General features: G+C 45.0%; 28 protein-coding genes and 1 pseudogene. All 29 read right to left on the bottom strand.

Annotation, left to right across the window (positions count from 1 at the left end):
• Positions 1-939: pseudogene (locus tag VB081_RS10150) on the bottom strand (DNA packaging protein); the annotation flags it as partial.
• 148 nt (positions 940-1,087) lie between these two features.
• Entirely contained in the window at positions 1,088-1,534 is a 447-nt protein-coding gene (locus VB081_RS10145) for a terminase small subunit (RefSeq protein WP_323400706.1), read from the bottom strand.
• A gap of 117 nt (positions 1,535-1,651) precedes the next feature.
• Complete coding sequence (locus tag VB081_RS10140) at positions 1,652-1,927, bottom strand: DUF3310 domain-containing protein (protein ID WP_323400705.1); 276 nt, start codon at positions 1,925-1,927, stop codon at positions 1,652-1,654.
• Positions 1,924-2,703 carry a metallophosphoesterase gene (locus tag VB081_RS10135; protein WP_323400704.1) on the bottom strand — a complete coding sequence of 260 codons (780 nt, stop codon included), beginning with the start codon at positions 2,701-2,703 and terminating at the stop codon, positions 1,924-1,926. The genes VB081_RS10140 and VB081_RS10135 overlap by 4 nt, the downstream gene beginning before the upstream one ends.
• A 529-nt stretch (positions 2,704-3,232) precedes the next feature.
• The gene (locus VB081_RS10130) at positions 3,233-3,673 is read right to left on the bottom strand and encodes a hypothetical protein (RefSeq protein ID WP_323400703.1); all 441 of its coding nucleotides are present in this window, start codon (positions 3,671-3,673) and stop codon (positions 3,233-3,235) included.
• 79 nt (positions 3,674-3,752) lie between these two features.
• Complete coding sequence (locus VB081_RS10125; protein WP_323400702.1) at positions 3,753-4,166, bottom strand: hypothetical protein; 414 nt, start codon at positions 4,164-4,166, stop codon at positions 3,753-3,755.
• A 27-nt stretch (positions 4,167-4,193) separates the two neighbouring features.
• Complete coding sequence (locus VB081_RS10120) at positions 4,194-4,565, bottom strand: hypothetical protein (RefSeq protein ID WP_323400701.1); 372 nt, start codon at positions 4,563-4,565, stop codon at positions 4,194-4,196.
• A 456-nt stretch (positions 4,566-5,021) separates the two neighbouring features.
• Positions 5,022-5,240 carry a hypothetical protein gene (locus tag VB081_RS10115; protein WP_323400700.1) on the bottom strand — a complete coding sequence of 73 codons (219 nt, stop codon included), beginning with the start codon at positions 5,238-5,240 and terminating at the stop codon, positions 5,022-5,024.
• Positions 5,241-5,253: 13 nt separating this feature from the next.
• Complete coding sequence (locus VB081_RS10110; RefSeq protein ID WP_323400699.1) at positions 5,254-5,868, bottom strand: 3D domain-containing protein; 615 nt, start codon at positions 5,866-5,868, stop codon at positions 5,254-5,256.
• Positions 5,869-6,013: 145 nt separating this feature from the next.
• On the bottom strand, positions 6,014-6,745 hold the full coding sequence (locus VB081_RS10105) for a hypothetical protein (protein WP_323400698.1): 732 nt from the start codon (positions 6,743-6,745) through the stop codon (positions 6,014-6,016).
• Positions 6,746-7,198, bottom strand: a complete 453-nt coding sequence (locus VB081_RS10100) for a hypothetical protein (RefSeq protein WP_323400697.1) — start codon at positions 7,196-7,198, stop codon at positions 6,746-6,748.
• 1 nt (position 7,199) lies between these two features.
• A complete protein-coding gene (locus VB081_RS10095) occupies positions 7,200-7,403 on the bottom strand; it encodes a hypothetical protein (protein WP_323400696.1) in 204 nt (67 codons plus the stop codon).
• On the bottom strand, positions 7,400-7,675 hold the full coding sequence (locus VB081_RS10090) for a hypothetical protein (RefSeq protein WP_323400695.1): 276 nt from the start codon (positions 7,673-7,675) through the stop codon (positions 7,400-7,402). The genes VB081_RS10095 and VB081_RS10090 overlap by 4 nt, the downstream gene beginning before the upstream one ends.
• The gene (locus VB081_RS10085) at positions 7,672-8,052 is read right to left on the bottom strand and encodes a DUF551 domain-containing protein (protein WP_323400694.1); all 381 of its coding nucleotides are present in this window, start codon (positions 8,050-8,052) and stop codon (positions 7,672-7,674) included. Before VB081_RS10085 ends, VB081_RS10090 begins: the two co-directional genes overlap by 4 nt.
• Positions 8,053-8,055: 3 nt before the next feature.
• Positions 8,056-8,193, bottom strand: a complete 138-nt coding sequence (locus VB081_RS10080; protein WP_323400693.1) for a hypothetical protein — start codon at positions 8,191-8,193, stop codon at positions 8,056-8,058.
• Positions 8,194-8,307: 114 nt separating this feature from the next.
• Positions 8,308-8,559, bottom strand: coding sequence for a hypothetical protein (locus VB081_RS10075; RefSeq protein ID WP_323400692.1), 252 nt, complete (start codon positions 8,557-8,559; stop codon positions 8,308-8,310).
• Positions 8,560-8,572: 13 nt separating this feature from the next.
• Complete coding sequence (locus VB081_RS10070; RefSeq protein ID WP_323400691.1) at positions 8,573-8,878, bottom strand: hypothetical protein; 306 nt, start codon at positions 8,876-8,878, stop codon at positions 8,573-8,575.
• A gap of 214 nt (positions 8,879-9,092) precedes the next feature.
• The gene (locus tag VB081_RS10065; RefSeq protein WP_323400690.1) at positions 9,093-9,404 is read right to left on the bottom strand and encodes a putative PDDEXK endonuclease; all 312 of its coding nucleotides are present in this window, start codon (positions 9,402-9,404) and stop codon (positions 9,093-9,095) included.
• Positions 9,391-9,558: a hypothetical protein gene (locus VB081_RS10060; RefSeq protein ID WP_323400689.1), complete on the bottom strand. Its 168-nt coding sequence runs from the start codon at positions 9,556-9,558 to the stop codon at positions 9,391-9,393. The genes VB081_RS10065 and VB081_RS10060 overlap by 14 nt, the downstream gene beginning before the upstream one ends.
• Positions 9,555-10,664, bottom strand: a complete 1,110-nt coding sequence (locus tag VB081_RS10055; protein ID WP_323400688.1) for a DnaB-like helicase C-terminal domain-containing protein — start codon at positions 10,662-10,664, stop codon at positions 9,555-9,557. Before VB081_RS10055 ends, VB081_RS10060 begins: the two co-directional genes overlap by 4 nt.
• Entirely contained in the window at positions 10,661-11,323 is a 663-nt protein-coding gene (locus tag VB081_RS10050; RefSeq protein ID WP_323400687.1) for a hypothetical protein, read from the bottom strand. Before VB081_RS10050 ends, VB081_RS10055 begins: the two co-directional genes overlap by 4 nt.
• A gap of 10 nt (positions 11,324-11,333) precedes the next feature.
• The gene (locus tag VB081_RS10045; protein ID WP_323400686.1) at positions 11,334-11,747 is read right to left on the bottom strand and encodes a single-stranded DNA-binding protein; all 414 of its coding nucleotides are present in this window, start codon (positions 11,745-11,747) and stop codon (positions 11,334-11,336) included.
• Positions 11,744-11,962, bottom strand: a complete 219-nt coding sequence (locus VB081_RS10040) for a helix-turn-helix domain-containing protein (RefSeq protein WP_323400685.1) — start codon at positions 11,960-11,962, stop codon at positions 11,744-11,746. Before VB081_RS10040 ends, VB081_RS10045 begins: the two co-directional genes overlap by 4 nt.
• Positions 11,959-12,309 (bottom strand): HNH endonuclease, encoded by a 351-nt coding sequence (locus VB081_RS10035; RefSeq protein WP_323400684.1) that lies wholly within the window; start codon positions 12,307-12,309, stop codon positions 11,959-11,961. The genes VB081_RS10040 and VB081_RS10035 overlap by 4 nt, the downstream gene beginning before the upstream one ends.
• Positions 12,306-12,641: a hypothetical protein gene (locus tag VB081_RS10030; protein WP_323400683.1), complete on the bottom strand. Its 336-nt coding sequence runs from the start codon at positions 12,639-12,641 to the stop codon at positions 12,306-12,308. The genes VB081_RS10035 and VB081_RS10030 overlap by 4 nt, the downstream gene beginning before the upstream one ends.
• Complete coding sequence (locus tag VB081_RS10025) at positions 12,638-13,264, bottom strand: hypothetical protein (RefSeq protein WP_323400682.1); 627 nt, start codon at positions 13,262-13,264, stop codon at positions 12,638-12,640. Before VB081_RS10025 ends, VB081_RS10030 begins: the two co-directional genes overlap by 4 nt.
• Complete coding sequence (locus VB081_RS10020; RefSeq protein ID WP_323400681.1) at positions 13,264-13,767, bottom strand: siphovirus Gp157 family protein; 504 nt, start codon at positions 13,765-13,767, stop codon at positions 13,264-13,266. The genes VB081_RS10025 and VB081_RS10020 overlap by 1 nt, the downstream gene beginning before the upstream one ends.
• Before the next feature lie 152 nt (positions 13,768-13,919).
• The gene (locus VB081_RS10015) at positions 13,920-14,099 is read right to left on the bottom strand and encodes a hypothetical protein (protein ID WP_323400680.1); all 180 of its coding nucleotides are present in this window, start codon (positions 14,097-14,099) and stop codon (positions 13,920-13,922) included.
• A 1-nt stretch (position 14,100) separates the two neighbouring features.
• Entirely contained in the window at positions 14,101-14,781 is a 681-nt protein-coding gene (locus tag VB081_RS10010; protein WP_323400679.1) for a DUF7666 domain-containing protein, read from the bottom strand.
• Positions 14,782-14,852: the final 71 nt, after the last annotated feature.

Raw genomic sequence — 14,852 nt, 5'->3', positions numbered from 1 at the left:
AAAATAAACACGCCCCGTGTCATACGGGTGCGCCTTGTAATGTTCTTCTAGCTCGGCGATTCTGGACATAATGAGCTTGTTGTTAAATACTGGCCTACCGGACATGAGAAACGCTTCATCTGGCGATGCGGGGTACTCCTGATGGAACAGGTCAACATTGCCCGCGCACTTGTTACGGATTGTAGATCGTCGCCATTCCAGCTGATCGTTGGTCAGTCCATAAAGCCGTTTTATGTCATCTTCCTCGGTCGTTAGTCCAAACCCTGTATATGGCATGGAATATTCCGCGTGCTCCCACCACGGGCAGAATATCGGTATAAAGTCGCTCTCGCCGCGGACTGCCTGATCCCACATTTTTTTGTAGTCATCATAGCCGTTGGCTGTGGATTCTATAATAACCATTGTGTTAGGCTCGTCTGGTACGGCTTGTAATAATCCTCCTAGTAGTTCCGCTTTGTTCCCCGCCCAAAACGCATACTCCGAAATATGTAAATTTTGGAATGTATCAGATCGCCCGATCGTGCCGCTCCCCGCCGTCATACACTTGATTGAACTGTTGCCATCAGCATAGGAAAATATAAGCTCTTTTGCATTACGTGCAAGCAATGCAGGGCGAATATCCTCATCAAGACACTCATAATACCGCTTGGACATCCGAAACAGATTGTCAGTCGCAACGGCCTCATGCGCTACAATGCCGCTCGATACATTAGCCGCCGTTGCACCGCTTTTAAATATCATGGCTTCCGTCAGTGTGGAAAATCCAGTCTGCCGAGCCTTAAGCACGATTACGCGTATAGGCTTGCCCTGCTGTGCTTGTTTGCGTATCGCTTCATAATATTTAATCTGCGATGTATTAAGCCTCAGCGGTACGATCTCGCCTTTTTTGTTTTTGATTTTTAGGCATTGCTCTATATACTTTTTTGTATTAATTGCCATAGTGTATATTTATTCCTTGTATGCTTTTGTATGTAAAACCCCTTGTTTTTGTCGCTTTTTGTATATTTATTCTATTATTTAGTTGTTTATACATAAAATATACATCATAAAATCTCAACTATTCGCAAAACTGCACTTTTACGAAGCGTTAAAATTCATCGCCGTCTAAATCTCGCAACTTTTTTTCTAAGGAAACGTTGCCGCTAACGTCTATTTCCTGTTTGTCGGTCAGCAATTTATGATACTTTGCCAGCATTTCAGCCGCTCTTGTCTGATCGTACAGCCGGGGCTTTTGTCTTTTGATTATTTCCCGCCCCTCATCATCGGTTGATATGCGTTCCTCACATCTCACGCCGCGCATGACTCCCGTTAAATACTCCAAAACCTCTTGAGCTGTTGCAACACGATCAGACGACATATCTTTCAGTTGACCGTTGATATAATCGCGTAGATAAGGTTTTTTTAAGTTTTCATCGCCAATCACGCCCGCCGTTTTTGCAGAGTATCCCGCCCTTATTGCCGCTTGTGTTGCGTTAAGGTCTATAAGATACTCCTCGCAGAATGCTTTTTGTTTTTGGGTTAACCTGTGCTCCATATAACTATCGCTCCATTAATACATCGTAGTGTATACACCTCACAGACTTTGTAGGTAAGCCTACCGCGTTTCGTTGGTTGCTTGATGGCTTTATCCTTCCTGTGTCTGTCTGCCCGTCTAATCGCCTCGTAGGCTGTTAAATCTTTCTTGTGGCTTGCGTTGTAGATGTTCATTCTCTTGCCTCTCAATTAATCTGTTAAGATACCATCGTGCCTTTTTTAAATCTTCAAGGCCGTTCTTATTTGGCCATCTATACACGTATCGGATGATATTTCCGGTATCAATCGCATCGGCTCCCTTAAGGTCAATTACTGCTGCGTCTATAGCGTCAATACACTGCACCTTGCCCCTGTTATAATGCAGTGGTTTTTCAATGATATCGTAATTACTCATAATCTAAATCCTACCGTTTCTATGTTCTTCTTTCTGCCATCCAGTACCAGCTTATAGAACTTCTGCGCCGATGGTCTTAGCGCCATCTCTACGGGATAGTCTTTGTAGTCCATAAACGAACCAGTCACAATTGTTTCCACCGGCTTAATCTTTGCTTGCTTGTTATGCGGGTCTACCAGTATCTTGTCCCGCGGCATATCTGCCGGACTGTGTGTATGCGCTGATACGTGAAAATCTATCCCGTCTATGGTATCAGCGTAATGATAACGCATTGTCTTATTGGTCTTGTGCATGACACATCCGAAATAATGGTGCTGCCGCTTTGCTGTTCCTGGTCTTTGCCCTACACCGATATCCAGTATTGCCATGTTCTGTCTGTATCGATCTTCTATATCTAGCTTACAGGCGACATCATAGATTGGAAATGCGTCACTATCCTTGCTGCTTCTCGTTTCGTGATTGCCGGGCAATATAGCAATGATCTTATCCCTGTGGTCATATAATTCGTTTGCCAAGAATCGCTTTTGCTCATTCGGCGACATCGTTTGCCCGTACACGTTGCTCTTGCTTGCTTTAAGCGCGTTGTCCATTAAATCCCCTGCATAGATCACATATGCGTTAGGCTCTTTCAATAGCACCTTAAAACGCTCCCAGAGCACGTTATTGAAGGCAGGTGATCCAATGTGCAGATCAGCCATGCAATAAATATCTATGCTATCAAGTTTCGTCGGTGTGTCGTACTGTATCAATGTAAAATCTTGCCTTACTTCAAACATACCTCACCTTTTTTAAACACCAATGCCCCGCCCCGCTTTACAGTGCTTACTTTTCCCTTATCTCCAATCAACTATTACTCACGGTAATAGCGTTACTGTTTCTGCCCACTATTGGCAGATCAGCTAAAACAAAAACGCCACTCCATAAGGAATGACGTTCTCGCAATATATTCCCCGCAGGGAAACGGTTTTGACAACTCGGGACGCATCCCTACTATGCCCTTTTCACTTATCCGCAGATAACGTGTCTGAGGTGCCCGCCTACCGCAAAGGAGTCCATTGGTGGAATCGGCGGGTACCGCCCCCGCGTGATCGCTGCTCCGTTTGTTGGATTACAGCGGTTCGACACTTTTTCGACCCCGTTTTTCCGCCTATTTGTTAGTCGCCGGCGGGTAAGGCGACAATGTACTAATCCTGTTTAGAATGGGCGTGGCAAACGGACGGCAGCTAATCGCCGTTCAAGGTTGCGAGCCTTGTGCCTATTCTTTCATGGTACCATCATACTTGATAAAATCGCAGATTTCCGCAGTTAAACCGCAGTTATTTTACATAATGCTGATTTTTTTATTTCTCGCAAGTACCCATCGCAATAATTTGTTTCGAATGATATCTGCTTTGGCTGCATTCCATCAAAATATCGTAGCTGAACATACCTCCTTTCATTCTCGGTCAATCCCGCATCGTTCACAAGCCTGTCAATCTCGTCAATGTGGTAGAATATATCCGTGATCTCGTTCCTGATTGCGTCCAGTCTTACCCCGTACACGTCAATCATTTTTTGCACCGCCGAAAATACCGGATCAGACGTAAAGCCGCCTTGCACCCTCACGTCTTCCAAGCATGGAGATTTTAGCAGCCCGTCAAGGAGCGTATTGTGCTGTCCTAGAATTTCGTCGGCCTGCTCCCGCAACTCCTTCAGTCGTCTTTGATATCCCGCATATTGATATAGTTTGTTTTCAATATCCTGCACTTTCCAATCTCCTTGTGATATAATTAAATTAACGTATACAGATCGAGCGGCTCTCGGGCGGCTCTTTTTGTTTTAACCCCTATGTTTGCTTTCTCGGCCTTTTTATTTCAATGTGTAGCTTCCCATTGTTTACATCATATGTTGTTTTTTGCAATTTGTTGTTTTCGTACTTGTCATCATCGTATTTTACATAAAACATTTTAACGCTTTTCCCATTCTGCAATAGGTGTACCTGCGCGATGTCATTGTATTTAATCAGCCTTTCAAGTGGGGTTAGGTCATTAATTGGTGGATGTGCAAATTCTATTTTCCCAATGTCGTCTATGTATATGTGTCCCACGATTACATCTTCGCTTCCGCATCTATCCATGTGACTTTGGAATACATGACTGGTTTCAACCCCGCAGAAATAAACATCACAATATTCTTTTGGTATTTTTACAGCCTCTACACTCTCAAAGACAAGTTCTAATTCATCAAAACATATTTTCACTTTTTGTTCCTCCACTTCTTGGTTTAATCAGACCAACACGTTAAATCCACACTGGCATATATATCTGTTTTCGTCATTTGCCTTTACTCGCTTTCCACATCGTTGACACCAGCGATCAGGCAGTGGCGCACATGGGTCACTTTCTGCAAGCATATTTCCGTCAAAATCCCAATACTGTACAACTTCCCTTACTACATCTTCCTCCGTCCCTTTTCCACGTACCGACTTTGTTTCAATAACTTGTATTACTTTTGCGCTATCTGTTGCACGCGGTCTTACGCGGCGCTGTAGTTCTTGTTCAGCTTTGGTTAGTTTTGACACTAGGTACGTCATAAAGTTGTCTTCTGATATTGATCCGCTTTCTTTGGCTCCCTTTTCCCTTGTTTCGTCTCTGGTCATCACATCCAGTCCTTTCCTGATTTCGAACAAGCTAATCGCTGAAATGGGTAGCAAGTGAAAGCACACTGTGGAAATTCCTCTCTTTCGCTACACTCAGCACATATTTCATCATGTGTCTCATCTAAATAGTCTCGTTCTCGTGTTTCGTCTCTGGTCATTTTAATGTTCCCTTTCTTGTGGTATAATTTTTGTAAAGGACGGTAATTATAATGTTTTCTTCTTTCGATGACCGATCAATGTCTACTGAACAAATAGCGCACGATCTTGCTATCGCTTGTGTTAAATCAAAATTGGAGAGCCTTTTAAAAGCAAGCAACAATCAGGTCGGTGATGCCCGCTTGTCTCAAGATGCTTTAGAATCGTACGAAACATTTTATTCCTATTTTCTTAATAGCATCGATAATTTGCAACGTTAGGCTTCTGCCTCCCATAGTTCCGCTAGGCCTTCCCCCGCGCCTATGCGCTATGTTGTGACCGCTTCACTTTTCCCTTGCGGTCGGCCTTTTTCTGTTCCTTCTCGTTTTCTCGCCTTGTGAGTTCTCCGCTTAGACGGTTGATTTCGTCTTTTACCCAAGCCTTTGTCTTGTCATCCATTTTGTACGACCTCAATAACCGCTCAAGCCTTGTTATTTCGGTATTGATCTCCCTGTCTGTAGGTTCCCTGAATTTAACCATCATATATCTCCTTTCATCCGATCACCTCAACCGCAACCCTCCGCTTCCCCCACTCACTCCCGCAGCTGCACACGTCGCGATCTCCTAAATACACATCTACCTTGCCGCCGTCCCGCATGCGGTCCTCGACCACGCATTCTCCGTATCCGTCCACATAAAGCCTTGTGCCGATCGGGTAATCATTGCTTGCCACCCTGCCCCGCGCAAGGGACTTGCCGCTTGCTGTAATACCTGATGGATCACACGCCGAGCAATATGCCGTTACGGTCTTTATGCCGCCGCTAGAGCTATGTTCCGGTGTAGATGGTTCGTATCCCGTAAACCCGCCCCACAGCCACCGCAGACCGCTATCTGTGTTACATAAGACATATTCCGTCAGTCCTGCGTGTCCTTCGTATTCGTATGTACTGATCACGTATACGGTATCTCCTTCGCTGACGGCTTCTACCGTATCGCCTAACGGCTGCATGGTATAGGCGCAATCCGTTGTAGCAATACGCAGTTCCGTTACTTCTGCCGTGTCAAGGGATGCGGCGTATGCGGTGCCGCAGAAGATAATTAGTGTTGCGACGAAGACGCAAAGCAGTATAACTAAAATATGTTGTAGGGCTTTTATGTGTTTATCCATTGTTTAAATCTCTCCTATTTGGGTTATATTAATAATAGATCGTTCCCATGTATTTCATGGGTTAATATATATAAGGAGGTAGCGTCCAATGGGCTACCCAATCTGAACCTCCGGTGTCAATGCAAAGTGCGACATCGGAGGTTTTTTATTTCCCCTCCGGCTTCTCGCACCGCCCAAACTCAGTCACCCATATCCACGGATTTGCGTCCCACCCGCAGCGGTCTAGGTCTTGCTTTTTTATTGTGCGATCCCATAAATCTGCAAATGTTTCAGCCAACTGTTCGTACCCTCCACAAAACACATCAACCTCCCGTTGAGGTTGGCAGTCTGTATATTGCAAACATTCTTTACATATTTCTGTTATTACTCCCTCTTTGTGTATATCTTGTTCCGTGATGTCCTGTAATCGCTCGACGTTCACATCGGCCACCCGCAGGAAGATACGCGCAGCTTCTTTGGGCATATGGATCGATGGGTGCCATTTTATGCAAGCGGGAAAATCAGATTGTATTTCATCGCTCCCCGTGTCCATCTGCAAATCAGCATCCATATAGTCTGCACTGTAGACATACTGTGGAAATTCACCAAATAAATCTGTTGTTTGCGCCCACGTTTCTCGCACATAGAGGATTTCGCCCTTGTCGTATGGGGCAAATGATTCAAACCAACGTTTTTGTCGGAACGGATTTTGTTCAATCGTATCCATGTACCATAAATCTCGAAACTGTTTTCCGTCCCACGCCCCCGGTTGGCGGCAAATATTATGATCTTCCGGCATTTGTCTGTCTGGCTGATGTTTCACTATTCGCCGTGTCACAGTTTTGCGACCTTCTAATATCGCCCTCACCATTTCGGTGTTAAATAGTATAGGTTTCATCTATTCCCCCTCCTGCGCCTCAAGCGCGGCTTCGGCTTCCATGTCTATATATCTTTCAGCTTCATTTTGCGTCACTTCTACTATGTAAGTTCTAAACCAACATCGATCTTCTTTTGAGAACTCTTGTAGCACTAAAGAGGGTTCATGTGGAAGCAGCCGCCCTTCTGCCTTTGCCTGCGTGAAAGCTGCATGTTCGGCGAATATCCCATACACTTCCTCTGGCGATTTCCCGCGGCAGACGTGCCTATACGCCTCGAACATTTCTTCGTGGTCTGCAATTTCTTCGGGTGTGCCGATGTCCTCGTAGGCGGCAAGCTTCTTTCCGTCTAGCATGAGCGAACAAAGGCTCTTTATCACCTCGTACATGCTCCTCTGTGACATTACTGTTACTTGTGCCGTTTCCAAGGCAAGTTTTTTTATTGTTTCAAATTCTTCATCTGTCAGCCTCTCCATTTCATTCACCGCCTCCCACTTTTGCAAGTTGTTTTCCAAGCCTTGTTATATCCTCCATCAGCTCTGCATTTCTTAATTCCATTTCCATCAGCGCTGTGCCCAAATTAATCACAAGCCTTGTTTCGTATGTTGATAGCTGCGTTGTTTTGTTGGCGTAGAAGTTCTTTCGCAGTTTTTCTCGTAAGGTTTTCTGTTCCGCGTTCATCCCTCTGCTCCTTCCTGTGCGCCGCGCCACGCAAAGCACTTTTCATGTCCACTATCTTCGACACAGGCCGCCTCCCCATTGTGCTTACACACAGTACAACTTCCCAACCTTTTCAAATCTTCCACCGCAGCACTCCGCTCCGCTTTTAGGCGGGTGTTTTCTGCTTCTAAACCGCTGATAACATCATCCGCTAGTGTAAGCTCGCAAGACATGCATATATCTGACCTATCATTTTTTGTGAGCTGTATCCCGCATCTATCACATGTGTTCATTCCGCATCCTCCTTCGGCGGCTCTGGTAGTGGCATCCAGTGTGCGACATAGTTTATTGGATAATATCCGTATTCGTCATCATATCCATAGAATGTATTCTTTGCCCCTGCGAGACCATATTCACAAACATCTTTACCATTTTTACAAAATCCAGACACTTCCATCCAATACTGATCGATTCCGAGTGTATATGCTACAAGGTAATTTCCGTCCGTTTCTGGCAACCCATCCCTTACGCTGATCCACTGGTATACTGTAGGAGCATTGACCACATAACCAAGACCCACCACGAGTAACCGCGGGTCTTGTTGCGCGAGCTTCCCACACTCCATTGCCTTTTCACGCAGTTCGTTTCTGCTTATAACATCATCATTCATTGGTTAGTCCTCCTCATATTCCTTGCAGTCTTCTTCGCCTTCGCAACAAATACGGCAACTGCAAACATCTTCTCCAACCATTCCTTTCGCTCCGTCTTTTACAGATTCAAAATATTTACAGTAGATGCAACGTTCATTCATTGTCAGTCCTCCCATTCATCCATCCAATCATAGTCTTCCCAGTTTTGTGCTTCATCAAAATCCATATTAGCTCTGTCTCCGCCTACATCTTCCCAGTCTTCTGTTGCCATTTTCTTAGTCCTCCCTTAACTTTCGTCCGCAGTTGGGGCAGTATAAACATTCACTGTTTGACTCGCATTCATTGTAAGAATATTTAGCATATTGCAACGCAAAATAATTTTCACATGTCTCGCACCCCTGCTCCCTCTCCTGTTTTTCGAGGAGGGCGGTGATGGCAAGCGTTGCCGCTTCAACTTCAGTCGGCTTATATGTCCAATACTCTATTATGTTTTTTAGTGATTTTATTGCTTTTTCAATATCATTCATCGCCCTGCCTCCTTTAATCCCATTCAAATTCTTTACACCCCGATCGTGCAGGAATCCACGCGCAATTACTCTCTTTCGGTTTTAATACATCTTTCGACACCGTAGCTTTCGCTTGTTCCTCCGAACAATGATGTCTGCAACAGCGACATGTTTTTTTGTAAAATCTTTGTAGTCGTTCTTCATATGGAGTCCTTTCATATTCCGCAAGCATTAATTTATATAATTCATCAGACATTCTTTGCATATTCGCTTGGGCGTATTCGTATTTTGTTTTATATTCTTTCAGCGCCCGTATCTCGTCTAAAAATTCATTTAACATCGCACGTCCCCCTTTGGCTTCGCTTTCGCAATATTATTGTAAAACCTCTGCTTCTTCCCTTCGAGCCTGTCCGTCCCTCCATCGCCTCCGGCTTGGACGTAGCAGGTGTAAGAGCATTGTGCTTTGCCGTTGCGTCTGTATGCCCATTTACTTGTTATTACAAACTGCTTGCCACAGACAGGACAGGTCTTTTTTGTAAAATGATCGTAGTAGTTTATTTTTGGCATTTCCATATCTCCATAAAATCATCAAGCGTCATTGTCACAAGCCACTTCTCACCGTTTTTACGGTGCATTACAACGGGTATTTCCCCCGCCTTTGCGTCACCGATAGCCTGATTCACAGCCTTGTGTATGTTGAGTGCCTCAACCCTCTTTACTTCTATGTGCAACCCCCGAAGGCCTACCACGTCGGCATCTCCATTACCCCCGCAATACTGTTGCCCTCGCCTGCAATCGTGTCCATATTCTCGTAACTTACGTGCCAGTTCGCGTTCGCCGCGCTTGCCCTTTTCACGACTGTTCATTCTGCACCTCGTTTAGGTATTTAGCTGTGAGATTGAGCTTCACAATTCTTATAGATTCGGGATATTTTTTAAGAAAATCTTTGTACTTTTCTTGCCTAATCTTCATTGCCACATATTCCTTTGCATCTCTTAGCATTTGCGGTGTAATCATCATTGCGCCTCTCTTTCTTCAAAGGGTGTGATTCCGTTGTAGCCAGCTGTTTCCGGCTCCCACCCATACCGCTTATATTCATCCGGCTTATTCAAAAATCGTTTGGTTGCTGTGTCAAAATAGGATTCTGCAAACACATCTTCAACTCCTAAATCCCGATTTTTGCATACCTCTATCACATTTGAGCAAGTGTATATTGCTGCGCTATCATCCCATTTGAAAAAGTCTTTTGTGAGCCGCTTGAAATCGTTGTTGACACGATGGACGATCAGCACATTATCAGCAGCGTTTGTAATATCTGCCGTGCCGGATATATCTGTTTTCCGTAGAAATCCCAATGATTTTCGCGGATGGCACACGAGCACAATATGCACATTTCTTTTTTTTGCAAAAGCGGACAATTTTTTCACAAGGTCTGCTTGCTGCTCGTATTTATCACCGTCCAACCCTCTCAAATCCATACTCATCAGATTGTCTAAAATTATCAGATCAACCTCACCTAAAAGCGTAAATGCGTCCAGTGCTTTTAAAATATCCGTTGCCTTAGAACCGTATTCATTGTCGTAGACGTAGATATATTCGTTCATCCACTCGTCTATTTTTTTACTGGCTCCGCTTTCAACGTGGTAGTACCAATTGTCTTTTATCAGGTTGTCCATTCCCGCAGCTTGCAACGTCAGCCAGTCTTTAACCCTCTGTGGTGTAAGTTCTCCCGAGAAAATCACCGACTTAAAGTTTTGCGTTGCTGCCTCTAGTGTGAGTTGTGACAACCATGTAGATTTACCGCTTCCGTTTGTGCCACTTACTATTGACAGCTCGCCTTTATTGAGCCCGTGTATTCTTCCGTCCAGCCCGTTAAGACCCGTTTTGATGGACACAATCTTGCTACGATCATAAGGTTTGATCGCGCTAATGTTATAAAACATACGCCGCTTGGGTTCTATTGCGTCGCCGCCGAACAAATCAGTTACGGGAGGCATGGAACCTATCGCGTCAGAAAACTGTAAAAACTCTTGCCATTCCCTGCTGTCAGGATTTATCTTGAAGTCTTTATCGTTCCATTTTTTAATCCATCGCTGTTTTAAAGCAAAGTATTCATCACGCGTCACAACTCAAACCCTCCGTCTATTTTCTTTGGCTCGGAGCTTCCCCCGCCGTTTTTACTCTCCCATGTTCTCACGGACGCTCGCCAGTCTTTCATTTTGGCTTTACCTACTAACCATCCTTTTGATTCGTAAAAATCTATGAAGCGTTGAGCGTCTACTCCGTTGTTGCGCTCTACACAATAGGCTTGTACGTCCTCGAGCGCTGGAGGAATTTTTTTTCTTGAAGGTGTAAGTTCGTCTTTTATATTCTCTTCTCTTCTCTTCTCTTCTTTTAGGCTAGAATCATTCTCGATCAATTCTGGACTGATTCCGGAATCATTCTCGGAATGATCTTCAAACGGCGGTATAATGCTTATTTGAGGCTTGTCTACCCTCTGCCATTTTGTCCAATTTGTGAACGCATAGTATTTACTATGGGCTACATCGTACACAACCACGGAAGTATTATGGCTTATCTCCGATAAGGCTTTATCTACTTCGGCAACTCGTATATCGTCATATGGAAAAATGATTGATTTTAGGTAGTTTGTGTTTGCTCTTCCTCGTCCTTCATCATCCGCATTTGAAATCATCCCTATAAAAAGCAGTCTTGCAAATGGGCTTAATCTTGATATATCCTCGCTTTGCCAAAAATTAGGGTCTATCATTCGTCTGCGTGCCATATTTCACCCCTTAAAATGGTAATTCCGCATCGTCCAGCGGCTGAAAGTCTTCTGAATCTTCCAATAACGCATTTTCTGTGCCTTGTTGATCCTGCTGTTTTCCGTTGCACTTGCTCTGTACAAATTCCGCTTCATCCACAATAACTTCCGTCACGTATCGCTTTACACCGTTTGCGTCATCGTATGTCCGTGTCTGGAGTGAGCCGCTCACTCCAATTTTTGAGCCTTTAGAAAAATACTTTGCAATAAATTCCGCTGTCTGCCGCCATGCTACGCAGTTTATAAAGTCCGCATGATAGCTTCCATCTGCGTCCTTGAATCTGCGCTGTACTGCAACTGTGAAGCTCGTGACAGCTATACCGCTTTGTGTTGTGCGCTGTTCTGAGTCTTTTGTTAATCGTCCGACTAGGCATACATTGTTCATGCTGTTTCCTCCAAGCTGTATTTCGCGTAATGCGTTTTTTCTCCGTACCTGTTTTTACCTGTGACCGTTTCGGATTTTAGACAGTACCCCATGCGTTTTAAGTCGTAAATTCGACCAGATAGCCGTGTAATTCCTAAATCCTGAAACGCCTGAAGGGTTGTGATCCCTCCGAAATCTTTTATATACTGTATGATTTTTTCACACTGGCTTTTCATATCCTCAGCTCCTTCGGGTATTTGTGGTATATTCTGTCCTCGTCTGGAAAGTCAGGGTAAAAGCCGTCAAGGTATTTCCTGAACTTCTCCCCGATCTCTTTGCGCTTGCTGTCAAGCTCACAGTCGCTTTCATTGTCGTATAGGGCATGGATATCCTTGTTCATCAATGCCAGGTTTTCTACGATCCCCAATCCACCTTGTGATTTAGGTACAAAGTGCGCAACCTGTAGATCGTATGATGCTCCACTTATGATGCAGCATGGATAGCCGTTTATGGTGTCCCGCTCCACAACCTCCGCCCGTACCGCAGGGGATATGTCCGTTGCTTTTGTCATTGCCCGTTTCATGCCTTATTCCATTCCCGCTCTATTTGATCTTGTATCACACGCATTTCTAATTTGATCGCGTTGATATGCTCCCGTGCCGCATTGTACATCACATCGGCGACATCACGATTTAAGCGTTTTTCCGCTACGCCCTTCTGCCCCTTCACCACATCCGAAAGAATTGTTACAGGTATTCCGTTCGTACGTTGTTTCAGGATTTCTGCCGCATTTTCGATCTTGTAGTCGTATTCAGCCTTTGCGCGATCTTTGCCCCACTTTCCAAATTCAGCAAGGCAAGCATCAAGGCGTAGTTGCAGGTCTCTCATTCTTATGACTAAATCTTGTCCGTTCATACCGCATTCGCCCTCGTATTAATCCATTGCAGCGCTTTCGCCGCTGACGTCGCTGTAACATCTTCCCATTTCTCCGCATTGCACATTTTAAGCATTTTTGATTCCTCGAGACCCGTAGAAAAACAGGCCTCCTTTATTGATTTAATCTGACCTTCGCTTGCCATAGGCTTCGACCCGCCGCTTTCGGATTTAGCGTTGTATTTCGTTTTGTCCTTGTCCCAATATACATCAGCACCAATCCCGAGCATCTTGCAGGCTACTGACAACGCGTCCGTATAAGCCATCTTGAAGCATTCGTCCGATGTATATAGCCCTTTGGTTTCCTTTGCGACAAATGAACTGCCGCCAGTTGCTGAAATAGGCTCTGCCCATTCATTTTCATATTTCAGATAAAGCTTGATTTCGACAAAAGCCGCAATCTCTCCATTCGCGCCAGCCTCAGTCCATTGGCGCACGATCTCCGGCCTCCAACCCAGGCCACACGATCCAAAATGCTCAGTGATGATTTTGATGCGCCACATCGGGTTGATGTCTGTTTTTCCCTTTAAGCGCCCAGCCTCAATTGGTCTTTTCGCCTCTGGAGGTACGGCGCGCACCTTATTGTATAGTTCCAGATTATCCATTACCTTATCCTCAAACTTTCCGAATACTTAAGTCCGGCGTATTCGACGGCTGCGCCATTCTTGAGCGCGTCGGAAAGCTGCTTTTTGTCCACTTCAACCTTATGCCTCAATACCTCCGGCATATTGATCTCTGCCCACGTACGGAATCTGTCTTCATCCTCAATCACAACGGAGGGCGCGTTTTTCTGGATGTTGAAGCTGAACAGTTCCGTTTTAAATTTAGGCTTCCCGCAGCGCGTCATCGCTTCCTCAAGGCGTTCCTTCATCGCCTTAGCGTTGTTTTTGAATGCCTGCTCACGTGCATAAAGTCTGTCCTTTTCCGCCTTGATCTTCTCCGCTTCTCCATTGAGTTCAAAAATGATTTTCGCATATCCATCCGCTTTTTCTTCGATCTCGCCGGAGATATCCGCAAGCGCATTTCCTACCGCTTCCCCGTCCGCCCCTTCTTCCAATAAGTTCATTACTGTTTGCCAATTTTCAGTCAATTCGTATAGCGTCGCCATCTTCGTTTTCCTCCTTTTTAAATCCAAGCTCTAGGTGGTTTTCTATTACGTATCCCATTAGACAAATTTCGTGCACCATCTCCCCGTTAGGTGCCGTATAGGCACTCTCGCCGCCGATGATTGATGTTTTGCAAAATGCACATTGTTTCATATTACACATCGTATGCGCCCTCCTGATCCTTTCGGCTGTCGTACATACCGTATTTCTTGACTATTTGATTTATGCGCTCATTAGGGTCTGCCGTCGTTCCGTCGTAGCAATGAACGCATCCGTATTGACCACATAGGTCAGTGAATAAAAGCCCTTGTTCGCCGCATCTCTTACAAGTCATTTTATTTTGCCTCCACAAATTCACCGTTTATAACCGTGTAAAATGTATCAGCTTTGATTGTTTCGCCATCTACTATCGCAGACTTTATTGCTATGAGTGGATATGTTTCACCGTTCCATTCGTCGCGCTCTACAACAACGATCGCACACCCTAACGCCCCCTTAGCCTTGCTTTCATATCCCGTGGCAATAGCAACAGAGTCCTTACCCTCAACGCTAGCCGCGCCGTGGTAGCCTGTGTTGGTCGCCGCGCTCCGGTCGCCTGTGTTGGTAGCCGCGCTTTGGTTGCCTGTGTTGGTAGCCGCGCTGTAGTTGCCTGTGTTGGTAGCCGCGCTTTGGTAGCCTGTGTTGGATTCAACTTTTGTGTTTTCCTTCGCGCGCTTAACCGTAATGCTTACGCCTGCATTGATGATGCCCGACAATCCGATTTCAGCGCCGATCGCAATTTTGGAGCAGGAAATTTTGCTATCCTCATTATCCTTGTCGGTTTTACCGTCGCCCTCTACTTCAAAAAACTTGCTGTCTGAAGGAGGGTAGTAGCCGAACACGTCAAAGGGTTCTTCGCAGAAATGAAAACCAGAATTGCAGCAGCTCACTTTTTCTGTTTCGTATTCCTTGCCGCTCTCATACTGAAATCCCCTGCATTGTCCGTCTTTATCTGTTCCCTTAAATCCTTTAATCATTGACTTTTCCTCCGTTTCCGCTGTATAATAACAGCGAAGATAATTTACTGGTTATTTTCTTAATCCGTAGG

Origin of the sequence: Christensenella sp., from assembly GCF_034927525.1 — a bacterium.
Lineage (GTDB): Bacteria > Bacillota > Clostridia > Christensenellales > Christensenellaceae > Christensenella.
The sequence above is the reverse complement of the archived record's forward strand: the minus strand, read 5'-3'. Positions and strand labels throughout refer to the sequence as shown.

Excerpts from the sequence above, each read along its gene's own strand:
- VB081_RS10075 (WP_323400692.1), bottom strand. The coding sequence starts at position 8,559 with ATGAATGATATTGAAAAAGCAATAAAATCACTAAAAAACATAATAGAG.
- VB081_RS10020 (WP_323400681.1), bottom strand. The coding sequence starts at position 13,767 with ATGGCGACGCTATACGAATTGACTGAAAATTGGCAAACAGTAATGAAC.
- VB081_RS10085 (WP_323400694.1), bottom strand. The coding sequence starts at position 8,052 with ATGAATGATGATGTTATAAGCAGAAACGAACTGCGTGAAAAGGCAATG.
- VB081_RS10080 (WP_323400693.1), bottom strand. The coding sequence starts at position 8,193 with ATGAATGAACGTTGCATCTACTGTAAATATTTTGAATCTGTAAAAGAC.
- VB081_RS10095 (WP_323400696.1), bottom strand. The coding sequence starts at position 7,403 with ATGAACGCGGAACAGAAAACCTTACGAGAAAAACTGCGAAAGAACTTC.
- VB081_RS10145 (WP_323400706.1), bottom strand. The coding sequence starts at position 1,534 with ATGGAGCACAGGTTAACCCAAAAACAAAAAGCATTCTGCGAGGAGTAT.
- VB081_RS10045 (WP_323400686.1), bottom strand. The coding sequence starts at position 11,747 with ATGAACAATGTATGCCTAGTCGGACGATTAACAAAAGACTCAGAACAG.
- VB081_RS10070 (WP_323400691.1), bottom strand. The coding sequence starts at position 8,878 with ATGTTAAATGAATTTTTAGACGAGATACGGGCGCTGAAAGAATATAAA.
- VB081_RS10030 (WP_323400683.1), bottom strand. The coding sequence starts at position 12,641 with ATGAACGGACAAGATTTAGTCATAAGAATGAGAGACCTGCAACTACGC.
- VB081_RS10035 (WP_323400684.1), bottom strand. The coding sequence starts at position 12,309 with ATGAAACGGGCAATGACAAAAGCAACGGACATATCCCCTGCGGTACGG.
- VB081_RS10025 (WP_323400682.1), bottom strand. The coding sequence starts at position 13,264 with ATGGATAATCTGGAACTATACAATAAGGTGCGCGCCGTACCTCCAGAG.
- VB081_RS10105 (WP_323400698.1), bottom strand. The coding sequence starts at position 6,745 with ATGAAACCTATACTATTTAACACCGAAATGGTGAGGGCGATATTAGAA.
- VB081_RS10060 (WP_323400689.1), bottom strand. The coding sequence starts at position 9,558 with ATGATGATTACACCGCAAATGCTAAGAGATGCAAAGGAATATGTGGCA.
- VB081_RS10015 (WP_323400680.1), bottom strand. The coding sequence starts at position 14,099 with ATGACTTGTAAGAGATGCGGCGAACAAGGGCTTTTATTCACTGACCTA.
- VB081_RS10120 (WP_323400701.1), bottom strand. The coding sequence starts at position 4,565 with ATGACCAGAGACGAAACAAGGGAAAAGGGAGCCAAAGAAAGCGGATCA.
- VB081_RS10040 (WP_323400685.1), bottom strand. The coding sequence starts at position 11,962 with ATGAAAAGCCAGTGTGAAAAAATCATACAGTATATAAAAGATTTCGGA.
- VB081_RS10065 (WP_323400690.1), bottom strand. The coding sequence starts at position 9,404 with ATGAACAGTCGTGAAAAGGGCAAGCGCGGCGAACGCGAACTGGCACGT.
- VB081_RS10110 (WP_323400699.1), bottom strand. The coding sequence starts at position 5,868 with ATGGATAAACACATAAAAGCCCTACAACATATTTTAGTTATACTGCTT.
- VB081_RS10140 (WP_323400705.1), bottom strand. The coding sequence starts at position 1,927 with ATGAGTAATTACGATATCATTGAAAAACCACTGCATTATAACAGGGGC.
- VB081_RS10135 (WP_323400704.1), bottom strand. The coding sequence starts at position 2,703 with ATGTTTGAAGTAAGGCAAGATTTTACATTGATACAGTACGACACACCG.
- VB081_RS10115 (WP_323400700.1), bottom strand. The coding sequence starts at position 5,240 with ATGGTTAAATTCAGGGAACCTACAGACAGGGAGATCAATACCGAAATA.
- VB081_RS10050 (WP_323400687.1), bottom strand. The coding sequence starts at position 11,323 with ATGGCACGCAGACGAATGATAGACCCTAATTTTTGGCAAAGCGAGGAT.
- VB081_RS10090 (WP_323400695.1), bottom strand. The coding sequence starts at position 7,675 with ATGAACACATGTGATAGATGCGGGATACAGCTCACAAAAAATGATAGG.
- VB081_RS10100 (WP_323400697.1), bottom strand. The coding sequence starts at position 7,198 with ATGGAGAGGCTGACAGATGAAGAATTTGAAACAATAAAAAAACTTGCC.
- VB081_RS10010 (WP_323400679.1), bottom strand. The coding sequence starts at position 14,781 with ATGATTAAAGGATTTAAGGGAACAGATAAAGACGGACAATGCAGGGGA.